This window comes from Streptomyces sp. A0642, assembly GCF_004795105.1.
GTDB lineage: Bacteria > Actinomycetota > Actinomycetes > Streptomycetales > Streptomycetaceae > Streptomyces.
Map to the genome: position 1 here is coordinate 26,360 of NZ_SSBL01000006.1, position 17,317 is coordinate 43,676.

General features: G+C 72.5%; 18 protein-coding genes. 14 read left to right on the forward strand and 4 right to left on the reverse strand.

The window, feature by feature from the left end; all coding sequences use genetic code 11:
* Positions 1-169 precede the first annotated feature (169 nt).
* The 6 genes from modA to E6R60_RS13785 all read left to right on the forward strand — a co-directional run bounded on the left by modA (position 170) and on the right by E6R60_RS13785 (position 4,326).
* Positions 170-964 carry a molybdate ABC transporter substrate-binding protein gene (gene modA, locus E6R60_RS13760; protein ID WP_136326827.1) on the forward strand — a complete coding sequence of 265 codons (795 nt, stop codon included), beginning with the start codon at positions 170-172 and terminating at the stop codon, positions 962-964.
* Positions 965-1,063: 99 nt separating this feature from the next.
* Entirely contained in the window at positions 1,064-1,492 is a 429-nt protein-coding gene (locus E6R60_RS13765) for a DUF6325 family protein (RefSeq protein ID WP_240802544.1), read from the forward strand.
* 53 nt (positions 1,493-1,545) lie between these two features.
* Positions 1,546-1,863 carry an SHOCT domain-containing protein gene (locus E6R60_RS13770; RefSeq protein WP_136326828.1) on the forward strand — a complete coding sequence of 106 codons (318 nt, stop codon included), beginning with the start codon at positions 1,546-1,548 and terminating at the stop codon, positions 1,861-1,863.
* 324 nt (positions 1,864-2,187) lie between these two features.
* Positions 2,188-2,985, forward strand: coding sequence for a tyrosine-protein phosphatase (locus E6R60_RS13775; RefSeq protein ID WP_136326829.1), 798 nt, complete (start codon positions 2,188-2,190; stop codon positions 2,983-2,985).
* Positions 2,986-3,193: 208 nt separating this feature from the next.
* On the forward strand, positions 3,194-3,685 hold the full coding sequence (locus E6R60_RS13780; RefSeq protein WP_136326830.1) for a GNAT family N-acetyltransferase: 492 nt from the start codon (positions 3,194-3,196) through the stop codon (positions 3,683-3,685).
* 131 nt (positions 3,686-3,816) lie between these two features.
* Positions 3,817-4,326 (forward strand): DUF6328 family protein, encoded by a 510-nt coding sequence (locus E6R60_RS13785; RefSeq protein ID WP_136326831.1) that lies wholly within the window; start codon positions 3,817-3,819, stop codon positions 4,324-4,326.
* A gap of 10 nt (positions 4,327-4,336) precedes the next feature.
* Here E6R60_RS13785 and E6R60_RS13790 read toward each other — a convergent pair whose 3' ends face one another.
* A complete protein-coding gene (locus tag E6R60_RS13790) occupies positions 4,337-5,164 on the reverse strand; it encodes a VOC family protein (protein ID WP_136326832.1) in 828 nt (275 codons plus the stop codon).
* 191 nt (positions 5,165-5,355) lie between these two features.
* A complete protein-coding gene (locus E6R60_RS13795; RefSeq protein WP_136326833.1) occupies positions 5,356-5,688 on the reverse strand; it encodes a DUF6479 family protein in 333 nt (110 codons plus the stop codon).
* Positions 5,689-5,887: 199 nt separating this feature from the next.
* On the opposite strand from E6R60_RS13795, the gene E6R60_RS13800 reads away from it, so the two are divergent.
* The 7 genes from E6R60_RS13800 to E6R60_RS13830 all read left to right on the forward strand — a co-directional run bounded on the left by E6R60_RS13800 (position 5,888) and on the right by E6R60_RS13830 (position 14,826).
* Positions 5,888-6,280, forward strand: coding sequence for a hypothetical protein (locus E6R60_RS13800; protein WP_136326834.1), 393 nt, complete (start codon positions 5,888-5,890; stop codon positions 6,278-6,280).
* A 94-nt stretch (positions 6,281-6,374) separates the two neighbouring features.
* Positions 6,375-6,938: a 2Fe-2S iron-sulfur cluster-binding protein gene (locus tag E6R60_RS13805; RefSeq protein WP_136326835.1), complete on the forward strand. Its 564-nt coding sequence runs from the start codon at positions 6,375-6,377 to the stop codon at positions 6,936-6,938.
* The gene (locus E6R60_RS13810) at positions 6,935-7,921 is read left to right on the forward strand and encodes a xanthine dehydrogenase family protein subunit M (RefSeq protein ID WP_136326836.1); all 987 of its coding nucleotides are present in this window, start codon (positions 6,935-6,937) and stop codon (positions 7,919-7,921) included. The genes E6R60_RS13805 and E6R60_RS13810 overlap by 4 nt, the downstream gene beginning before the upstream one ends.
* Before the next feature lie 19 nt (positions 7,922-7,940).
* Entirely contained in the window at positions 7,941-10,040 is a 2,100-nt protein-coding gene (locus E6R60_RS13815) for a xanthine dehydrogenase family protein molybdopterin-binding subunit (protein WP_136326837.1), read from the forward strand.
* Between the two features lie 185 nt (positions 10,041-10,225).
* Positions 10,226-10,729, forward strand: a complete 504-nt coding sequence (locus E6R60_RS13820; protein WP_136326838.1) for an ATP-binding protein — start codon at positions 10,226-10,228, stop codon at positions 10,727-10,729.
* Positions 10,730-10,910: 181 nt separating this feature from the next.
* Entirely contained in the window at positions 10,911-12,326 is a 1,416-nt protein-coding gene (locus E6R60_RS13825) for an NADP-dependent succinic semialdehyde dehydrogenase (protein WP_136326839.1), read from the forward strand.
* 115 nt (positions 12,327-12,441) lie between these two features.
* On the forward strand, positions 12,442-14,826 hold the full coding sequence (locus E6R60_RS13830; RefSeq protein WP_136326840.1) for a phosphoketolase family protein: 2,385 nt from the start codon (positions 12,442-12,444) through the stop codon (positions 14,824-14,826).
* A 98-nt stretch (positions 14,827-14,924) separates the two neighbouring features.
* Here the strand turns inward: E6R60_RS13830 and E6R60_RS13835 are convergent, their stop codons facing one another.
* Together E6R60_RS13835 and E6R60_RS13840 are read right to left on the reverse strand one after the other, a co-directional pair.
* A complete protein-coding gene (locus E6R60_RS13835; RefSeq protein WP_136326841.1) occupies positions 14,925-15,248 on the reverse strand; it encodes a plasmid stabilization protein in 324 nt (107 codons plus the stop codon).
* A gap of 76 nt (positions 15,249-15,324) precedes the next feature.
* Positions 15,325-16,440 carry a chemotaxis protein gene (locus E6R60_RS13840; protein WP_136326842.1) on the reverse strand — a complete coding sequence of 372 codons (1,116 nt, stop codon included), beginning with the start codon at positions 16,438-16,440 and terminating at the stop codon, positions 15,325-15,327.
* Between the two features lie 180 nt (positions 16,441-16,620).
* Between E6R60_RS13840 and E6R60_RS13845 the strand changes: the two genes are divergently transcribed.
* Positions 16,621-17,187 carry a hypothetical protein gene (locus E6R60_RS13845; RefSeq protein ID WP_136326843.1) on the forward strand — a complete coding sequence of 189 codons (567 nt, stop codon included), beginning with the start codon at positions 16,621-16,623 and terminating at the stop codon, positions 17,185-17,187.
* Positions 17,188-17,317 lie beyond the last annotated feature (130 nt).

The following is a 17,317-nucleotide window of genomic DNA, read 5'->3' on the forward strand; positions in this document are numbered from 1 at the left end:
TGCTCCATAGATGGCTCGACTACATTGCAGATGCCAGATCAAATCTCCTATCGTATGGCATGCGCGGCCAGGCGCGGGGGAAGTCGGTGCGGTTCGGGCTCCTCGGGTGCGGGGGTCGCGTCGATGACCTGCCGATGTCCGCGTAGTACGTCCGAAGGAGCCCCCTCAGATGTCACTCAGCCTCACCGGACGCCGTACGGCCGCGGCGGCCGGCGCCGCCGCCCTCCTGCTGTCGCTGGCCGCCTGCGGCAGTGACGTCAGGGCGGGGGGAGGCGAGGGGAGTGCGGGCGGTGCGCCGGAGGTGAAGCTGACCGTCCTGGCCGCGGCGTCGCTGACCGATGTGTTCCGGACCGCGGGGGCGGCGTACGAGAAGGGGCACCCCGGCACCGAGCTGACGTTCTCCTTCGCCGGGTCGCAGCAGCTTGCCGCGCAGGTGAAGCAGGGCGCACCCGCCGACGTGCTGGTCACGGCGGATACGAAGACGATGGACGGCCTGGCGTCGGAGACCGGGACCCCGGCCGTCATCGCGGGCAACCGCCTGGTCATCGCCACGGGTGAGGGCAACCCGAAGGGAATCCGGGGGCTGAAGGACCTGGCGGACCCCGGGCTGAAGGTCGTCCTCGCCGCTTCCGGGGTGCCGGCCGGCCGCTACAGCGAGCAGGTGCTGGACGCGCAAGGGCTCACCGTCAAGCCCGTCTCCGAGGAGCCGGACGTCCGCGCCGTCCTCAGCAAGGTCGAACTCGGTGAGGCCGACGCCGGCATCGTCTACAAGACGGACGCGGCCTCGGCGACCGGCAAGGTGGACGCCGTCGCCATCCCCGACCGGCAGAACGCGCTCGCCTCCTACCCCGCCGCCACCCTCAAGGGCTCCGCGAACAGCCGGGCAGCGGCCGCCTTCGTCAGGTGGCTGACCGCCCCCCAGGCCCAGAAGATTCTCGCAGCGGCCGGATTCCAGCGGCCGTAGCCGACGCGGATCGTCTGACCGGTGCGATTTGCCGCAGTGCGGCAGTAAATGTCCGAAGTTATGCTGCTGGCAATTCATCCTTTCGGAGAGGACACGCCCGTGGCTGTGGGACCCGTGGAGTACCTCGTCGTCGCCTTTCCCGGCAGTCGGTTCACCGGCGCCATCGCGCCGGCGCTGGCCGAAGCGGTGGCGTCGAAGGCGGTGCGCATCCTCGACCTCACCTTCGTGTACCGGACGGAGGACGGTGCGCTCGAGACCGTCGAACTGGAGGACCTCGACCCCGACGACCTCATCTCCTTCGAACCGGTCGAGGGCGAGGTCACGGGCCTCCTGAACAGCGACGACATCAGAGCCCTCGGCGAGAGCGTGCCGCCCGGCAGCTCCGCGGCGCTGATCGTCTGGGAAGACCTCTGGGCGCTGCCCCTCACCGAAGCGGTCCGCGCGTCGGGTGGCCTGCTCGTCGCCCATGAGCGGATTCCCGCAGACGTCGCGGAGGCCGCCGTGGCGGCCGCCGTTTCCGCACGCTGACAACGCACCGCACCGGAAAGGCGCACGGCATGCCGATCTTTCGAGGACCTGGAATGAACCGTGGCGGCCCCGGCCTGCTCGGGTCGGTGGCGTGCACGGCAGTCGTGGCGGGCACCGCCTCCGCGGTCAGCGGCCGCGTCCAGCGCCGGCAGCAGGCGAGATTCGCCGAGGACGACGCGGAGCGGATGGCTGACGAGCAGATGCGCCGGCAGGCGCAGGGCGGCCGGCAGCAGGCCGCCGGGGGCCGGAGTGCCGAGCCGCCCGTCGACGACGTGATCAGCCGGCTGGAACGCCTGGCGGAGCTGAAGAACCAGGGCATTCTGACCAGCGCCGAGTTCGAGGCCCAGAAGGCGAAACTCCTGGCGGACTGACCGCACCGGGCCGGAGCCGGCGGCGGGCTCGCCCGGAACTGATCCCGTCCCGCCCTTTTCCCGCCGCGAGGTGGGTTCGCGCGCGTGCGGCTGCGGTAACAGCGATGCGCCCCGTCCGGAGGGGCCCCGGCGCGCCTTCCGGTGGCCGGTGCGAACTGCGGGCCGCGCGGCCTTCCGCACCCCTCTTCCCTCCCGGCCTGCCCGACGCGGCTGATCGATGATCACCGGCGTTTTACTTTGTCGATATCCCGGCATCATGCGACTTTTGATCCGGCCAGGCCGAAATCAATTTCGGACACGTGTCGGGAAAAGAGGATTCTCATCGTGGAAACCGTCAGGGCCGTCCCGGCAGCCTCTGTTCTCAACCTGCGGGACCTGGGCGGCATCCCCCTGGGGCCCGGCCGGCAGGTGCGGCCGGGCGTGGTCCTGCGCTCCGGCCACCTCGGCGGGCCCGATCCGGCGCAGGAGGCGGCGGTGGCCGAGCTCGGTATCCGTACGGTCGTCGACCTGCGGACCGCCGAGGAGCGGGCCTCGGCCCCCGACCGCCTGCCGCCGGGCGCCCGGTTGTTCGTCGCCGATGTGCTCGGGGACGATCCGGGCGTGGCGCCGGCCCGGCTGAGGGCCCTGCTCGCCGATCCGGTGGAGGCGGAGCGGCTGCTCGGGGGCGGAAAGGCCGAGGGGATGTTCGCGGAGACGTACCGGCAGGTGGTGCTCTCGCCGCGCGCCGCAGCCGCTTACCGCGCCTTTCTGGAGACCGCGGCCGACGACGCCGCACGCCCGGTGCTCTTCCACTGCACCACGGGCAAGGACCGCGCGGGCTGGGCGGCGGCCCTGCTGCTGCTCCTCCTCGGCGCCCCACGGGATGTCGTGATGACCGAGTTCCTCGCGGTGAACCCGGTGATGCGGGTCGCCTTCCGGCCCTCCGTGCAGAGCTACCTCGACGCGGGCGGCGACCCGGACATCGCCTCGGCGATCATCGAGGTCCGGCCGCGCTACCTGAACACGGCGCTGGACGCGATGGACGAGCGCTGGGGAGGGATCGACGGCTACGCGCGCGACGGCCTGCGCATCCCCCAACCGGCACTGCGGCGGCTGCGCCGCGCACTCGTGCTGCCCGCCTGAGGCCCCCGCGGTTCCTGGCGCGCGCACGACGGCAGCCGGGGCGCCTCGCCACGTGTTCGAAACGCCGCCGCGCAGGGAGTGTGCGGGTATCCGTCCGCGTCGCGATGCGCCGCATCTGACGCCGCGCGTTGATCCACCGGGCATCGCGGGACAGCCATCGGCGCCTGCGCGATGATGACCCCTCTCCGGGATACGTAATACTTCATGCATGAGATCAGGCATTACGTCAGGCGCGCGCCGACTGCTGGGGGAAGACGTCGGGGTCAGGCGGGCCGGTGGGCGGGACGTGAAGCGGCTGACGCGTCTCGTCCGTCACTCCCGGGCCTACGAGGGCCCGTACGCGCCCATGGTCGCGGGATACCGGGTGGGGCAGGACTACGTCGAGACGCACGAGGTCTTCGCGGCCGTGGGGGAGACCACCGGACGGCTGCTCGGCTTCTACTCCCTCATCCTCGACCCGCCCGAACTCGACCTCATGTTCGTCGCCGACGATGCGCAGGGCGCCGGGATCGGCCGCCTCCTCATCGGGCATCTGAGGGACGAAGCGCGCACGGCCGGACTCACCGAGGTGCGCATCGTGTCGCATCCGCCGGCCGAAGCCTTCTACACGAGCGTGGGCGCCCGCCGGACCGGCACCGTCCGGGCCGCACCGCCCGCGGTGATGTGGGACCGTCCCGAACTCGTGCTGCCGGTCGTCTGAAGGCGGGCCCGGCGCCCTTGCGGCGCGGCAGGCGGCCGGTCCGGGCGGGCGCGCGCCTGCCAGGAGGTCTACTTTGTGGGGAAGGACCACGGTGCGTGCAGGCGCTCCGCCCGTCCGGAGGGAGGTCCGCGATGAGCCCGTCCCACGAGCGAGGCCGGGAAGACGGATGGGGGCGCCACGAAACGCCGGAGGAACGGGCCGACCGCCGGTGGACCGATCTGCTCCAGGAACTGCGCGTCGCCCAGACCGGCGTCCAGATCCTCTTCGGCTTTCTGCTCGCCGTGGTCTTCCAGCCGCGCTTCGCCGACCTCTCCGACACCGACCGCGCCATCTACGTGGTCACGGTGATGTTCGGCTCCGCCACCGCCGGCGCGCTCATCGGACCGGTGTCCTACCACCGGCTGCTCACGGGGCGGCGGATGAAGCCCCAGACGGTCATCTGGGCCTCACGCCTGACCGTGATCGGACTGATCCTGCTGTTCTGCACGATGTGCTCGGCGCTCCTGCTCATCCTGCGCGTGGCGCTGCACAACGCGCTCGCCCTCTGGCTGGTCGGCGGCATGGCGCTCTGGTTCCTGATCTGCTGGTTCGTCTTTCCGGCCCGAGCCCTGGCACGGTCCCACGACCGTCACGAGAAGTGACCGCGACCGGTCACGGGGCGCCGGTGGCCTCGCCGTTGCCGGCATGCGTGAGGGTGAAGAGCCCGCCGTCCGGGTCGACCAGCGTCGCCTCGCTCGCGTCGGGCCGGGACAGCTCCTCGACCAGCGAACCGCCCCGCTCCTGCGCGGACGCGACGGCGGCGCCGAGGTCGTCCACCGGGAAGATGACCTGCCAGTGCGGGCGGACCAGCGGATCGGGTGCGGCCTCGACCGCCCCCGAGCTGATCCGCGCCAGCCGACGCCCGCCGCACTCCACGGTCACCTCGTCCTTCGTGTACGCCACCTCGCAGGAGCCGGGCCGTCCGCTCGCCCAGTCCAGGACCTCGCCGTAGAAGATCGCGGCGTCGAAGGCGTTGCGCGTGCGCAGCCGCAGCCAGACGTGGGAAGCGTCGTCGGGCGCGGCCGGTGAGGTCGCGGGCGCGGTCCGCTCCCAGATACCGAACCCGGCACCGTCCCGGTCGGCGGCCAGTGCGCCGCGCCCCTTGCCCAGCGCCAGCGGGCCGACCGCCACGGTGCCGCTCCGCTCCCGGATCCGGCCAGCGGTCACATCGGCGTCCGGCACGGCGAAGTAGGGCGTCCACGCGACCGCGACACTGAACCGGGTGGCCACCGCTCCGATCCCGGCGACGGGCACCTCACCACGGCGGGCCACGGAGAACTCCTGGCCGAGTTTGCCCGGACGGAACGTCCAGCCCATCACCGGGCCGTAGAACGCCTGGGCGGACTCCAGGTCCCGGGTCATCAGATTGACCCAGCAGGGCGCCGCCGGCCCGGTCAGCGGTGCGGGCGCGGGCGCCGTGCCGGAGGTGCTTCCGGTCATGGTTCTCCTGCCTTCCTGGGGGTGCGGCAGGTGTGCCGGTGGCCTTGGGGACGGGGACCTCCACCAGCCTCACCGCGGGCGGCCGGTCCCGCAACACGCGGCAAAACCGCCCGGCGCGGTTACCGAGCCGGGCGGCCTGGCCGGGAAGCCTTCCGCAAAGGTGCGAATCGCCGCAGGGAGCCGGGGCGACCTCAGTCGCGGCGCTCGTCGGTGTCCGGGTGAATGGTCTCGCTCCCGCGATCACTGAGCTCGTACGGCGACAGCCCCCGGCCGTCGGCGGGGAAGTCGTCCTTGCCGTGGACGTCGGGCTCCTCCATGTGCGTGCGGTGATCCGGAACGGGCGGCTGCTCCTCGGGCCGTGGCGGCGGCAGTTCCTGATCATGCCGCCGCTTGCCCAGCAGGAACCCGCCGATGAGCACGGCCACCAACGCCACCCCGACCACACCGAGCACCACCCCGGTCGCGCCCCGTCCGTCCGCGAGCGTGATGGCCAGTGAATTCAAGACTCCATCCGATACATCCATGCTTGCCGGATACCCCCGGACAGCGCTGTCACTCCGCCCTGCCATCTAATTCATGTTTTAAGTGGATATCGCCATCCGAAATGTTTGGAATGGCGTGAGGCTCGGCCTCCCGGGTACCCGCAGAACCTCCGGGCCGCTCCTGTCGCAGGCGGCCGCCCACGGGGCGAGCCTGGAGGTGACCCCTTGGGAAGGAACAGCGGTGAACAGCACACACGAAAAGCAGCAGTCCGAGGAAGGCGCCGAGGGCCGTGAGGTGTCGGTCGTGGTGAGCGGGTGCGGGAAGGAAGACGCGCGCACCGTCTTCGACGTGCTGCGGGCCGCCTTCGTCACCGACCGGGCCTCGGTCGACGTGCCGGAGGAGGTCGCCGGCAAGCGGCCCACGGCGTGGTTCGTGACCGTCGACGTGTCCGAAGCCCGGGTGGTGTCCGGTCCGGTGCGGCTCGGTGAGCCCGTCACCGCCGACGTGCAGGGCGGCTACTGGGCGGTCGACCGGCTCCGGCAGGGCCTGGCGGACGCCTTTGACGTGCGGATTGTGGGCACCGTCTCCGGAGACCAGGAGGAGGAGGTCCGGCTGAGGCTGGAGAACAAGTAGGCCGAACGCTCCGCCGGCCGGCGTTCCTCACGCGGAGCCGCTGCCCGACTGGTAGAAAGCAGACAAAACGATCGCTCTCGAAAGGTGCTCTCACGTGGACCCGACCAGCCGGGGGAGGGGCGACGAGGGTGCGGACCCGGCGACCGCCCACCTTTCCGCCGTCACTCTGATCATCAACGGAACCGAACGCACCCTGACGCTCGACCACCGCACCACGGTCCTGGACGCACTCCGTCTCCACCTGGGCCTGACCGGGGCGAAGAAGGGCTGCGACCACGGACAGTGCGGCGCGTGCACCGTGCTCGTCGACGGCCGGCGCGCCAACAGCTGCCTTCTGCTCGCCGTGGCCCAGGACGGGGCCCGGATCACCACGGTCGAGGGCCTCGCCGACGGCGACCGGCTGGACCCGCTTCAGGAAGCCTTCCTGGAGCGTGACGCGTTCCAGTGCGGTTACTGCACGCCCGGGCAGATCTGCTCAGGCATCGGGATGCTGGGCGAGGCGCGGAACGGCTTCCCGTCCCACGTCACCGCGCCCACCGCGCCCGTCGGCCCGGTGGCGCTCGACGCCGCGGAGATCCGTGAACGGATGAGCGGCAACCTGTGCCGGTGCGGGGCGTACCCCCGCATCGTCGAGGCGATCGGAGACGTCGCCTCGTGAAACCCTTCGCCTATCTGCGCGCGGCGTCGGTCGCCGAAGCGGTCCGCGCGAGCGCCTCCCGTCCCGGCGCCCGGTTCCTCGGCGGCGGTACCAATCTGGTCGACCTGATGAAACTCGGCGTGGAGCGCCCCGGCCTCCTCATCGACGTGAGCCGGCTCCCCCTGGACCGGGTGACGGACACCGCCGACGGCGGACTGCGCATCGGCGCCACCGTGCGCAACAGCGATCTGGCCGCACACCCCGCCGTGCGCACGCGCTACCCCGTGCTCTCCCAGGCGCTGCTGGCCGGGGCCTCGGGGCAGCTGCGCAACGCCGCCACCACCGGCGGCAATCTGCTCCAGCGCACGCGCTGTCCGTACTTCCAGGACACGTCGAAGCCCTGCAACAAGCGGGAGCCGGGTACCGGCTGCCCGGCCCGGGAGGGCGTCCACCGCGATCTCGCCGTCCTCGGTCACTCCTCCGAGTGCGTCGCCACCCACCCCTCGGACATGGCCGTGGCGCTCGCCGCCCTCGATGCCGCCGTCCTCCTGCACGGACCCGACGGGGAACGGACCGTGGCCGTCACCGACTTCCACCGGCTGCCCGGGGACGACCCGAGCACCGACACCGTGATCCGGCCGGACGAGCTGATCACCGAGGTGGTCCTGCCGCCGCTTCCCGACGGCACGGTCACCCTGTACCGCAAGGCCCGCGACCGTGCCTCCTTCGCGTTCGCCCTCGCCTCCGTGGCGGCGGTCCTGCGCGTACGGGACGGGCGCATCGAGCAGGCCGCGCTGGCGTTCGGCGGACTCGCCCACCGGCCGTGGCGCGCCCGCACCGCCGAGGAGGCGCTGCGCGGCGCACCCGCCGACGCCGCCGTGTACCTGAGCGCCGTGGACGCCGAACTCGCCGCGGCCCGCCCGCTGCGCGACAACGCGTTCAAGGTCGGCCTGGCCCGCAACCTGGCCGTCGACGCCCTGACCGCGCTCGCCGCCCGCCCCTGAAGAGCCGAGGACACCCGCCATGAACCACGCCCCCCAGCCGCTGGGCGCCCCCGTCGTCCGCCGTGAGGGCCGGGACAAGGTGACCGGCGCCGCGCGCTACGCCGCCGAGCGCAACCTGTCCGGCTGTCTGTACGCCTGGCCGGTGCCGGCCACCGTGCCCCGCGGCCGGGTCACCGAGATCCGGACCACCGACGCCCTCTCCGTCCCCGGCGTCCGCGCCGTCCTCACCCACGAGAACGCGCCCCGGATCCAGGAGCCGGACGACCCCATCCTCGCCGTGCTCCAGAACAGCCACGTACCGCACCGGGGCTGGCAGATCGCCGTCGTGGTGGCGGACACCCTCGAAGGCGCGCGGGAGGGGGCCGAGGCGCTGCACATCACCTACGAGACCTCCCCGCACGACGTGGTCCTCACCGCGGACCACCCCGGCCTGTACACCCCGCAGGAGGCCAACGGCGGCTACCCGGCCGTCCGGGAGCGCGGCGACTTCGACAGCGCCTTCGCGGCCGCGCCCGTGCAGGTCGACGTCACGTACAGCATCGGGCCGCTGCACAACCACCCCATGGAGCCACACTCCTCCACCGCCCACTGGTCGCAGGACGGGCGCCTCATCGTGTACGACTCCAGCCAGGGCGCCACCAAGGTGCGTGACAGCCTCGCGACCGTCTTCGGACTCCGCAAGGACCAGGTCACCGTCATCTCCCGCCACGTCGGCGGCGGGTTCGGCAGCAAGGGCACGCCGCGCCCCCAGGCCGTACTCGCCGCCATGGCCGCGCTGCACACGGGACACCCCGTCGAGCTCGCCATGCCCCGGCCCCACATGGCGGCCGTGGTCGGCCACCGGGCGCCCACCGTGCAGCGCGTCCGGCTCGGCGCGGAGGAGGACGGGACCCTCACCTCGGTGGCCCACGAGGTCATCACCCACACCTCCGCCGTCAAGGAGTTCGTGGAGCAGGCCGCCGTACCGGCCCGCGTCATGTACGGATCCCCGCACAGCCGGACCGTCCACCGGGTCACCGCGCTCGACGTGCCGAGCCCTTCGTGGATGCGGGCGCCGGGCGAGGCGCCCGGCATGTACGCCCTCGAGTCGGCCGTCGACGAACTCGCCTCGGCCCTCGGGATCGACCCCGTCGAACTGCGGCTGCGCAACGACCCGGCCGAGGAACCCGACTCCGGGAAGCCGTTCAGCAGCCGCAACCTGGCCGCCTGCCTCCGGGACGGCGCCGCACGCTTCGGCTGGAACGACCGCGACCCGCGTCCGGGAGCCCGCCGTGAGGGCCCCCTGCTGCTCGGCACGGGCGTCGCCGCCGCCACGTACCCCGTCTACGCCAGCGCCTCCCACGCCTCCGCGCACGCGGCCTCCGACGGCTCCTACCGCATCGCGGTCAACGCCACCGACATCGGCACCGGCGCCCGGACCGTCCTGGCCCAGGTCGCGGCCCACGTGCTGGAGACGCCGGTGGAGAACGTGACCGTCGACATCGGCGACAGCGATCTGCCGGAGGCCCCGCTGGCCGGCGGTTCCTCGGGCACGGCCTCCTGGGGCTGGTCCGTGCACAAAGCGGCCACGGCTCTCAGGAAGCGGCTCGGCGAGAGCTCCGGACCGCTGCCCGCCACCGGAGTGACCGTCACCGCGGACACCACCGAGGAGACGGCCGCCGAGTCCCCCTACGCACGTCACGCGTTCGGCGCACACTTCGCCGAGGTCGCGGTCGACTCCCGTACCGGAGAGGTCCGGGTACGCCGGATGCTCGGGGTCTTCGCGGCCGGACACATCCTCAACTCCCGCACCGCACGCTCCCAGTTCATCGGCGGCATGACCATGGGGCTCGGCATGGCCCTGACCGAGGGCAGCACGCTGGACACGGCCTTCGGCGACTTCGCCGAGCGGGACCTCGCCTCGTACCACGTGCCCGCCTGCGCCGACGCGACCGGAATGGAGGCGTACTGGATCGACGAGGACGATCCCCACCTCAACCCCATGGGCAGCAAGGGGATCGGGGAGATCGGCATCGTCGGAGCGGCCGCGGCGCTCGGCAACGCGGTCCACCACGCCACCGGTGTGCGGCTGCGCACCCTCCCGCTGACCCCGGACCGGCTGCTGCCGCACCTCGCCTGACGGATCACGCGCCGGGCGCATCCGCGCCGGTCACCCCGGGTGTACGGCCGGACGTGTTGCGCAATCGGCTCTGCGGCCTCACCCTGAGGAGTGACCCAGAAGTGACATCTGCTCACTCTTCGTATTCGGGGGTCGTTGGTTGAACGGGGCGAAGCATGTGGGCCTCGATGTGAGGAGCCTCGACGATGACCGTTCCACTCGACCGGCACTATCAGGTCGAACTACAGGTTTCGGCAGAGCGTGTGTCCCAGCTGCGACGGATAGTCGCCGCACATCTCCGCCACTGGAGTCTCGAACTCCACGTCCGGCCCGTGTGCCGCGCCGTGGAGGAGCTGCTGACCAACGTCCAGCGGCACGTCGGCGACGACAACCACTGCGTCGTCGAACTCCGCTGGTCCGGACGGCACCTCACGGTCTCCGTCGCCGACAACGGTTCCGACATGCCGCGGCTGCTCCACGAGGGCGGCGGCCTCAGCCGGGTCATGGCCCTCAGCGACAGCTGGGGCACCTGCCGGACCACCCAGGGCAAGGTCGTCTGGTTCACCCGCTACGCGCAGGAGCCCCAGCACATCGAACGGGTTCCGCTGCCGCCGCTGCCCGGAGTCCGCGAGTCCCGCCGCACGCCGGCCGTGGTCACGGACCTCCCGGCGGCCACCCCGGAGCGGACCGAGGCCTTCGCCCTGGTCTGACACGCGGCACGGAGCGGCCCCCGGGCCCGCCCGTCCTCACCGCTGCCCCTTCCGGCGCGGACCGCATGCCTCACGCATGCATGGTCCGCGCCGGTCGGGTATGCGGAGGACGGCGGCCGCGTTTGCGCCGGAGTCCCCGGCGCGGCACGGTCGAAGTACCGAAGGCAAGGAGGCCACTGTCATGCCCATCGCGACGGTCAACCCCGCGAACGGCGAGACCCTCAGGACGTTCGACGCGCAGGGTGCGGACGAGATCGAGCGGCGGCTCGCCGCGGCGGACGCCGCCTTCCGGGAGTACCGCACCACCGCTTTCGGCGAGCGGGCACGGCTGCTGAACCGGGCGGCCGACCTCCTCGACGAGGACCAGCAGGACATCGCCCGCACCATGACCCTGGAGATGGGCAAGCCCATCGGGGCGGCCAGGGCCGAGGCCGCGAAGTGCGCCAAGGCCATGCGCTGGTACGCGGACCACGCCGAGGAACTCCTCCGCGACGAGCACCCCTCGCCCGCCGACGTCGAGGACTCCGGCGCCTCGCGCGCGTACGTCCACTACCGGCCGCTGGGCACCGTGCTCGCCGTGATGCCGTGGAACTTCCCCCTCTGGCAGGTGGTGCGGTTCGCCGCCCCCGCCCTCATGGCCGGCAACACCGGTCTGCTCAAACACGCCTCTAACGTGCCGCAGACCGCGCTGTACCTGGGGGAGCTGTTCCGCCGGGCCGGCTTCCCGGACGGCTGCTTCCAGACGCTGCTGGTGGGCTCGGGAGCCATCGAGGCGATCCTCCGGGACGGCCGAGTGGCGGCGGCCACCCTGACCGGCAGCGAACCGGCCGGCCGCGCCGTCGCGTCCGTCGCGGGCGACGAGGTCAAGCACACCGTGCTGGAGCTGGGCGGCAGCGACCCCTTCCTCGTCCTGCCGTCGGCCGACGTGGCCAAGGCGGCCCGTACGGCCGTCACCGCCCGGGTCCAGAACAACGGGCAGTCCTGCATCGCGGCCAAGCGGTTCATCGTGCACACGGAGGTGTACGAGGAGTTCGCCGAGCGCTTCACCGTGGGCATGCGCGACCTGACCGTGGGCGACCCGCTGGAGGAGTCCACCGACATCGGCCCGCTCGCCAGCGAACAGGGCCGCAGCGACCTGGAGGAACTCGTCGACGACGCCGTGCGCCGGGGCGCGAACGTCCTGTGCGGCGGCGGGCGGCCCGAGGGGCTGACCGGGGGACTGGAGCGGGGCTGGTTCTACGCCCCGACCGTCCTTTCCGGGATCACTCCCGCCATGCGCATCCACCACGAGGAGACGTTCGGCCCCGTCGCCACCCTCTACCGGGCCGACAGTCTCGACGAGGCCCTGGACGTCGCCAACGACACGCCCTTCGGGCTCAGCTCCAACGTCTGGACCCGTGACGCCGAGGAGAGCCGCCGCTGCGTCCGCGACCTCCAGGCGGGTGGGGTGTTCTTCAACGGCATGACGGCCTCGCACCCCGCGCTGCCGTTCGGCGGGGTGAAGCGCTCCGGATACGGACGTGAGCTCGCCGGCCACGGCATCCGCGAGTTCTGCAACGCCACCACCGTCTGGTACGGCGCCCAGGGCTCGCTCTGAAAGCCACGCCCCGCCCCCGCGGCGCCCGGCCCCCGGCAGCCACCCGAAGGCCCCGCCCCGCTCCCACGACGCCCGGCCCACGGCAGCCATACCCCACGCCCGCTGAGAGGTGACCATGAGCGACGCCCCGCCGTCGTCGACGACCGGCCCGACCGAAGAAGAGATCGCCGCGCTCGACGCGCACTGGCGGGCCGCCAACTATCTGGCCGTCGGCCAGATCTATCTGATGGACAACCCGCTGCTGACGCGGCCGCTCGTTCCCGAGGACATCAAGCCCCGGCTCCTGGGCCACTGGGGGACCTCGCCGGGCCTCAACCTCGTCTACACCCATCTCAACCGCGTCATCGCGTCACGCGGCATCCCCGCGCTGTGTGTCTGGGGCCCCGGGCACGGCGGTCCGGCCGTCCTCGCCAACTCCTGGCTGGAGGGCAGCTACACGCAGACGTACCCCGACGTCACGAGGGACGCGGCCGGCATGGGGCTGCTGTTCAAGCAGTTCTCCTTCCCCGGCGGCGTGCCCAGCCACGTGGCCCCGGAGACCCCCGGTTCCATCCACGAGGGCGGCGAACTGGGATACGCGCTCGCGCACGCCTACGGGGCCGCACTCGACCACCCGGACCTGCTGGTCACCTGCGTCGTCGGCGACGGCGAGGCGGAGACCGGACCGCTCGCCGGCTCCTGGCATGCCAACAAGTTCCTCGACCCCGTCCATGACGGGGCCGTCCTTCCGGTCCTGCACCTCAACGGCTACAAGATCGCCAACCCGACCGTGCTCGCCCGCCTCCCCGAGGCGGAACTCGACTCCCTGCTGCGCGGATACGGCCACGAACCGCTGTACGTGGCGGGGGACGACCCCCTCACCGTGCACCGGGCGATGGCCGCGGCCATGGACCGCGCCGTCGACCGTATCCGGGAGCTCCAGGCGGCCGCCCGGACCGGCGGCGACACCGGGCGCCCGCGGTGGCCGATGATCGTGCTGCGCACCCCGAAGGGCTGGACCGGGCCGGCCGAGGTCGACGGAGTGCCCGTCGAGGGCACCTGGCGCGCTCACCAGGTCCCGCTGCCCGGTGTCCGCGACAATCCGGAGCACCTGCGGCAACTGGAGGGCTGGCTGCGCTCCTACCGCCCCGAGGAACTCTTCGACGCCGAGGGACGCCCCACCGGCCAGGTCCTCGCGTGCGTGCCCCAGGGCGCCGCACGGCTCGGCGCCACCCCCTACGCCAACGGCGGTCTGCTCCTGCGCGACCTGCCGCTGCCGGACCTGGGCGAGCACGCGGTGCGGGTGGACAGGCCGGGGACCGTGCTGCACGAGCCGACCAAGATCCTCGGCGGCCTGCTGGAGGCCGTCATGGCCGCCACCGCCGACCGGCGGGACTTCCGGGTCGTCGGCCCCGACGAGACGGCGTCCAACCGCCTCGACGCCCTCTACGAGGCCAGCGGCAAGGCATGGCAGGCCGACACCCTCCCGACCGACGAGCACCTCGCCCGCGACGGCCGCGTCATGGAGGTCCTCTCCGAGCATCTGTGCCAGGGCTGGCTGGAGGGTTACCTGCTCACCGGCCGGCACGGACTCTTCTCCTGCTACGAGGCGTTCGCCCACATCGTCGACTCGATGGTCAACCAGCACATCAAGTGGCTGCGGACCTCCAGGCGGCTGCCCTGGCGCCGCCCCGTCGCCTCCCTCAACTACCTGCTCACCTCGCACGTCTGGCGCCAGGACCACAACGGCTTCTCGCACCAGGACCCGGGCTTCGTCGACCACATCCTGAACAAGAGCCCCGAGGTCGTGCGCGTCTATCTCCCCCCGGACACGAACACCCTGCTCTCCGCGGCCGACCACGCCCTGCGCAGCCGGGACTACGTCAACGTCATCGTCGCGGGCAAACAGCCGAGCTTCGACTGGCTCACCCTCGACCAGGCGCGCGCACACTGCGCGCGCGGCGCGGGCGTCTGGGAGTGGGCCGGGACCGAGGACGGCAGCCGCGAGCCGGACGTCGTGCTCGCGTGTGCCGGGGACGTACCCACTCTGGAGACCCTGGCGGCCGCCGGCCTGCTGCGGCGCCACCTGCCCGAGCTGTCCGTGCGGGTGGTGAACGTCGTCGACATGGCCCGCCTCATGCCCCATTCCGAGCATCCGCACGGGATGCCGGATGCCGAGTACGACGCCCTCTTCACCCGCGACAAGCCGGTGATCTTCGCCTACCACGGCTACCCCTGGCTGATCCACCGGCTGGCCTACCGACGCGCCGGGCACCCCCACCTGCACGTCAGGGGCTACAAGGAGGAGGGCACCACGACCACGCCCTTCGACATGGTCGTCCGCAACGACCTCGACCGCTACCGCCTCGTCATGGACGTCATCGACCGCGTCCCGGGCCTGGGTGTGCGCGCGGTGCCCGTGCGCCAGGCGATGGCGGACACCCGGGCGCGCCATCACGACTGGATCCGCGCCCACGGCACGGACCTGCCGGAAGTGGCCGACTGGCGCTGGGAGGGCTGAGCGCGACCGCGTGACGCACGGGCCCCGGACGGTTCACCGGTCCGGGGCCCGTGCCGTTGCGCGAGGTTCAGTGGCCGACCGCGGGCGTCTCGCGAGGGTTAGTGGCCGACCGCGCGGGCCAGCTCGGCCTTCGTCATCGCCGAACGCCCCTTGACGTCCTTGCGCTTCGCCTCTTCGTAGAGCTGGTCGCGGGTGGGGCCCGTTCCGCCGGGGTGCGCGCCCTGCCCGCCGCGCCGCGAGGACGGCACGCCCTCGAGGGGCGTGCGGCTCGCGGTACGCGGTTCACCGGCGCGGGCGTGCTCCTCGCCGACGGTGCGGGCGGCGATCTCCTCCGCCCGGTCCTCGCCGACGCCGCGCTCCTGGGCGCTCTCCTTGACGTGCTCGTACTGCCGTACCCGCTTCGGACTCGGTCCGCGTGGCATGACGCGCTCCCCTCTCGGACGCTCCGGCCCGGGACCCCTCAAGTGTGGCAAAAGGGGCCGGGCCGCAGCCATCCGTTCAGAAGCGCAGTGACGCGGCGATCCGGCCGTGGCCCTTGAGCGAGTCGTCCGCGACGAAGACGACCTCCGCGCCGCTGTCCAGCGCCGCCTCGACGAGCTCGTCGACGATGTCCTCCCGGACATTGGCGTCCGCCGGATCGGCCGCGTCGCCGCTCACCGGCACCAGGTGCTCCTCGTCGACCCGGACCGTCTGCTGGTAGTGCTCCTCCACCGCCACCAGGCCGGCGCGTCCCTCCCGCACGGCGGCCCACACCTCGTCGAGGCCGCCGGCGAAGGCGTGCCGTCCGCGGGCCTCGTCCAGCTTTCCGTCGATCTCCGCGGCGAACCGCTTCCGCCGGGCCTCCAGCGCGGGCCGCAGCTCGGTCAGCAGATCACTGGGCGTGGTGTCCGCAGGCGCCCCCTTGGTGACCCGCCCGACCGCCTCCTTGGCGACCTCGCCGACCTCGTCGAGCAGCGCGAGCGCCGGAGCGAGGCCGACCAGGTAGAGCGGGCGCGGATCGGCGGCCAGCACGACGCGCATCTTCTCGTCCACGGTGCGCAGGAACTGCCGGGTCTCCTCGCCGGTGAACGTGCTCGGAGTGTCGCCGACCCGCTCCTCGCGCTGCGGGTTGGGCGCCTCGCGCGGAGCCGTCAGCGGGAAGCCGCCGTTGGGCGCCTCGTGCGCGGCCTCGGACGTGCCGCTGAACAGGACGGCGTGGTCCGCCGCCACGGTGAGCGTCCAGAACGGCTGCGCCTGCGCCTTCGCGGCGACCAGGTTGCGGGTCAGATAGGTGTCGCTGAGCACCACCCGTTCGGGTGCGGTGCGCGGCAGCTGCCAGATCTGGAACTCGTCCGGCGTCGCGAGGATCACCAGCGCGTCCAGGGCGCGGCGCGGATCGATCGCGTCGACCGCGCGGTCGAGCTGCTGTTTGACGGCCGCGCGCACCTCCCGGGTGACCTCGGGGTCGGCGTCGAGCCGGTGGCCCGCCCGGGAGACCAGATTGCGCAGCCGCACGGCGTCCTGGGCGTTGTCGGGCGCCCGCCGGTGGGTCGGCATGGTGAGAGTCACGGCCGGATAGGGCTTGACCGCGCGGAGCTCCTGCAACAGACCGGCGGTCAGGGCATCCGTATCCATCAGTTCCCTCCCGGGGGACATGCGCGCACTGGCGTGCGGAATGGGTGATTCGACGAGTCAATTCATACCTTTTCAACCTAATGTGAGCGAATTGGGTCTTGCGGGTTCGAGAGGTACCCCAGCCGGTCCCGCCTCGCCGGTCCCCCCTTCCCTCAGCACTTCCGAGCAGACGGAGCGTCCGTGAACCAGACCAGTCCCGCGCGGCGCGCCCTCGGCCGCCGCGCCGCCCGCCGCCTGGCCCCCGTCGCGCTCGCCGCGGTGATCGTCGCCGGCGCCGCGGCCTGCGACAGCGAGAGCAGTCCGAAACAGGGCACGGCCAGAAGCACCCGTACGGTGTCCGCTGAGCCGACCGCGTCCCCCACGGCCGCCGAGAGCCCGCGCAGCCAGGAGGATTTCGCGGCCTCGGTCTCCGCCGACCTGGAACGCAACCGCCAGAAGGCGGTGACGACGCTCAAGGGTGTCGACGGCAAGGGCAACGCCGTCCAGGACGTGTCGGTCAACGGCCTGCCGGTGGCGGCGTCGGAGCAGTTCCGCAGCGCCCTCGTCCGGGTCACCAACCGCACCGGCAAGGCCGCCTTCTACGCGGTGCGAGTGGAGTTCGTGGACGCGTCCGGGAAGGTCCTCGACTCCGTGGTGCTCGGCTTCGCCGACGCCCCGCCGAACCGGACGGTCAGTCAGCACGCCAACAGCCGCAAGGCCGCCGGCGTCAAATCGTTCCCCCGGATCGCCCAGGCCGAGCGCGGCTGACGGCCGGGCGGGCGGGCGGGAAGCGCGCACGCCCGGCGACCGGACGGGCACGCCGCGTACCCGCGCACCGACGCCCTCCCGGCATCGGATGCGCCCCTGTCGGCGGGGAGCGAGAATTGCCGCAAGGACG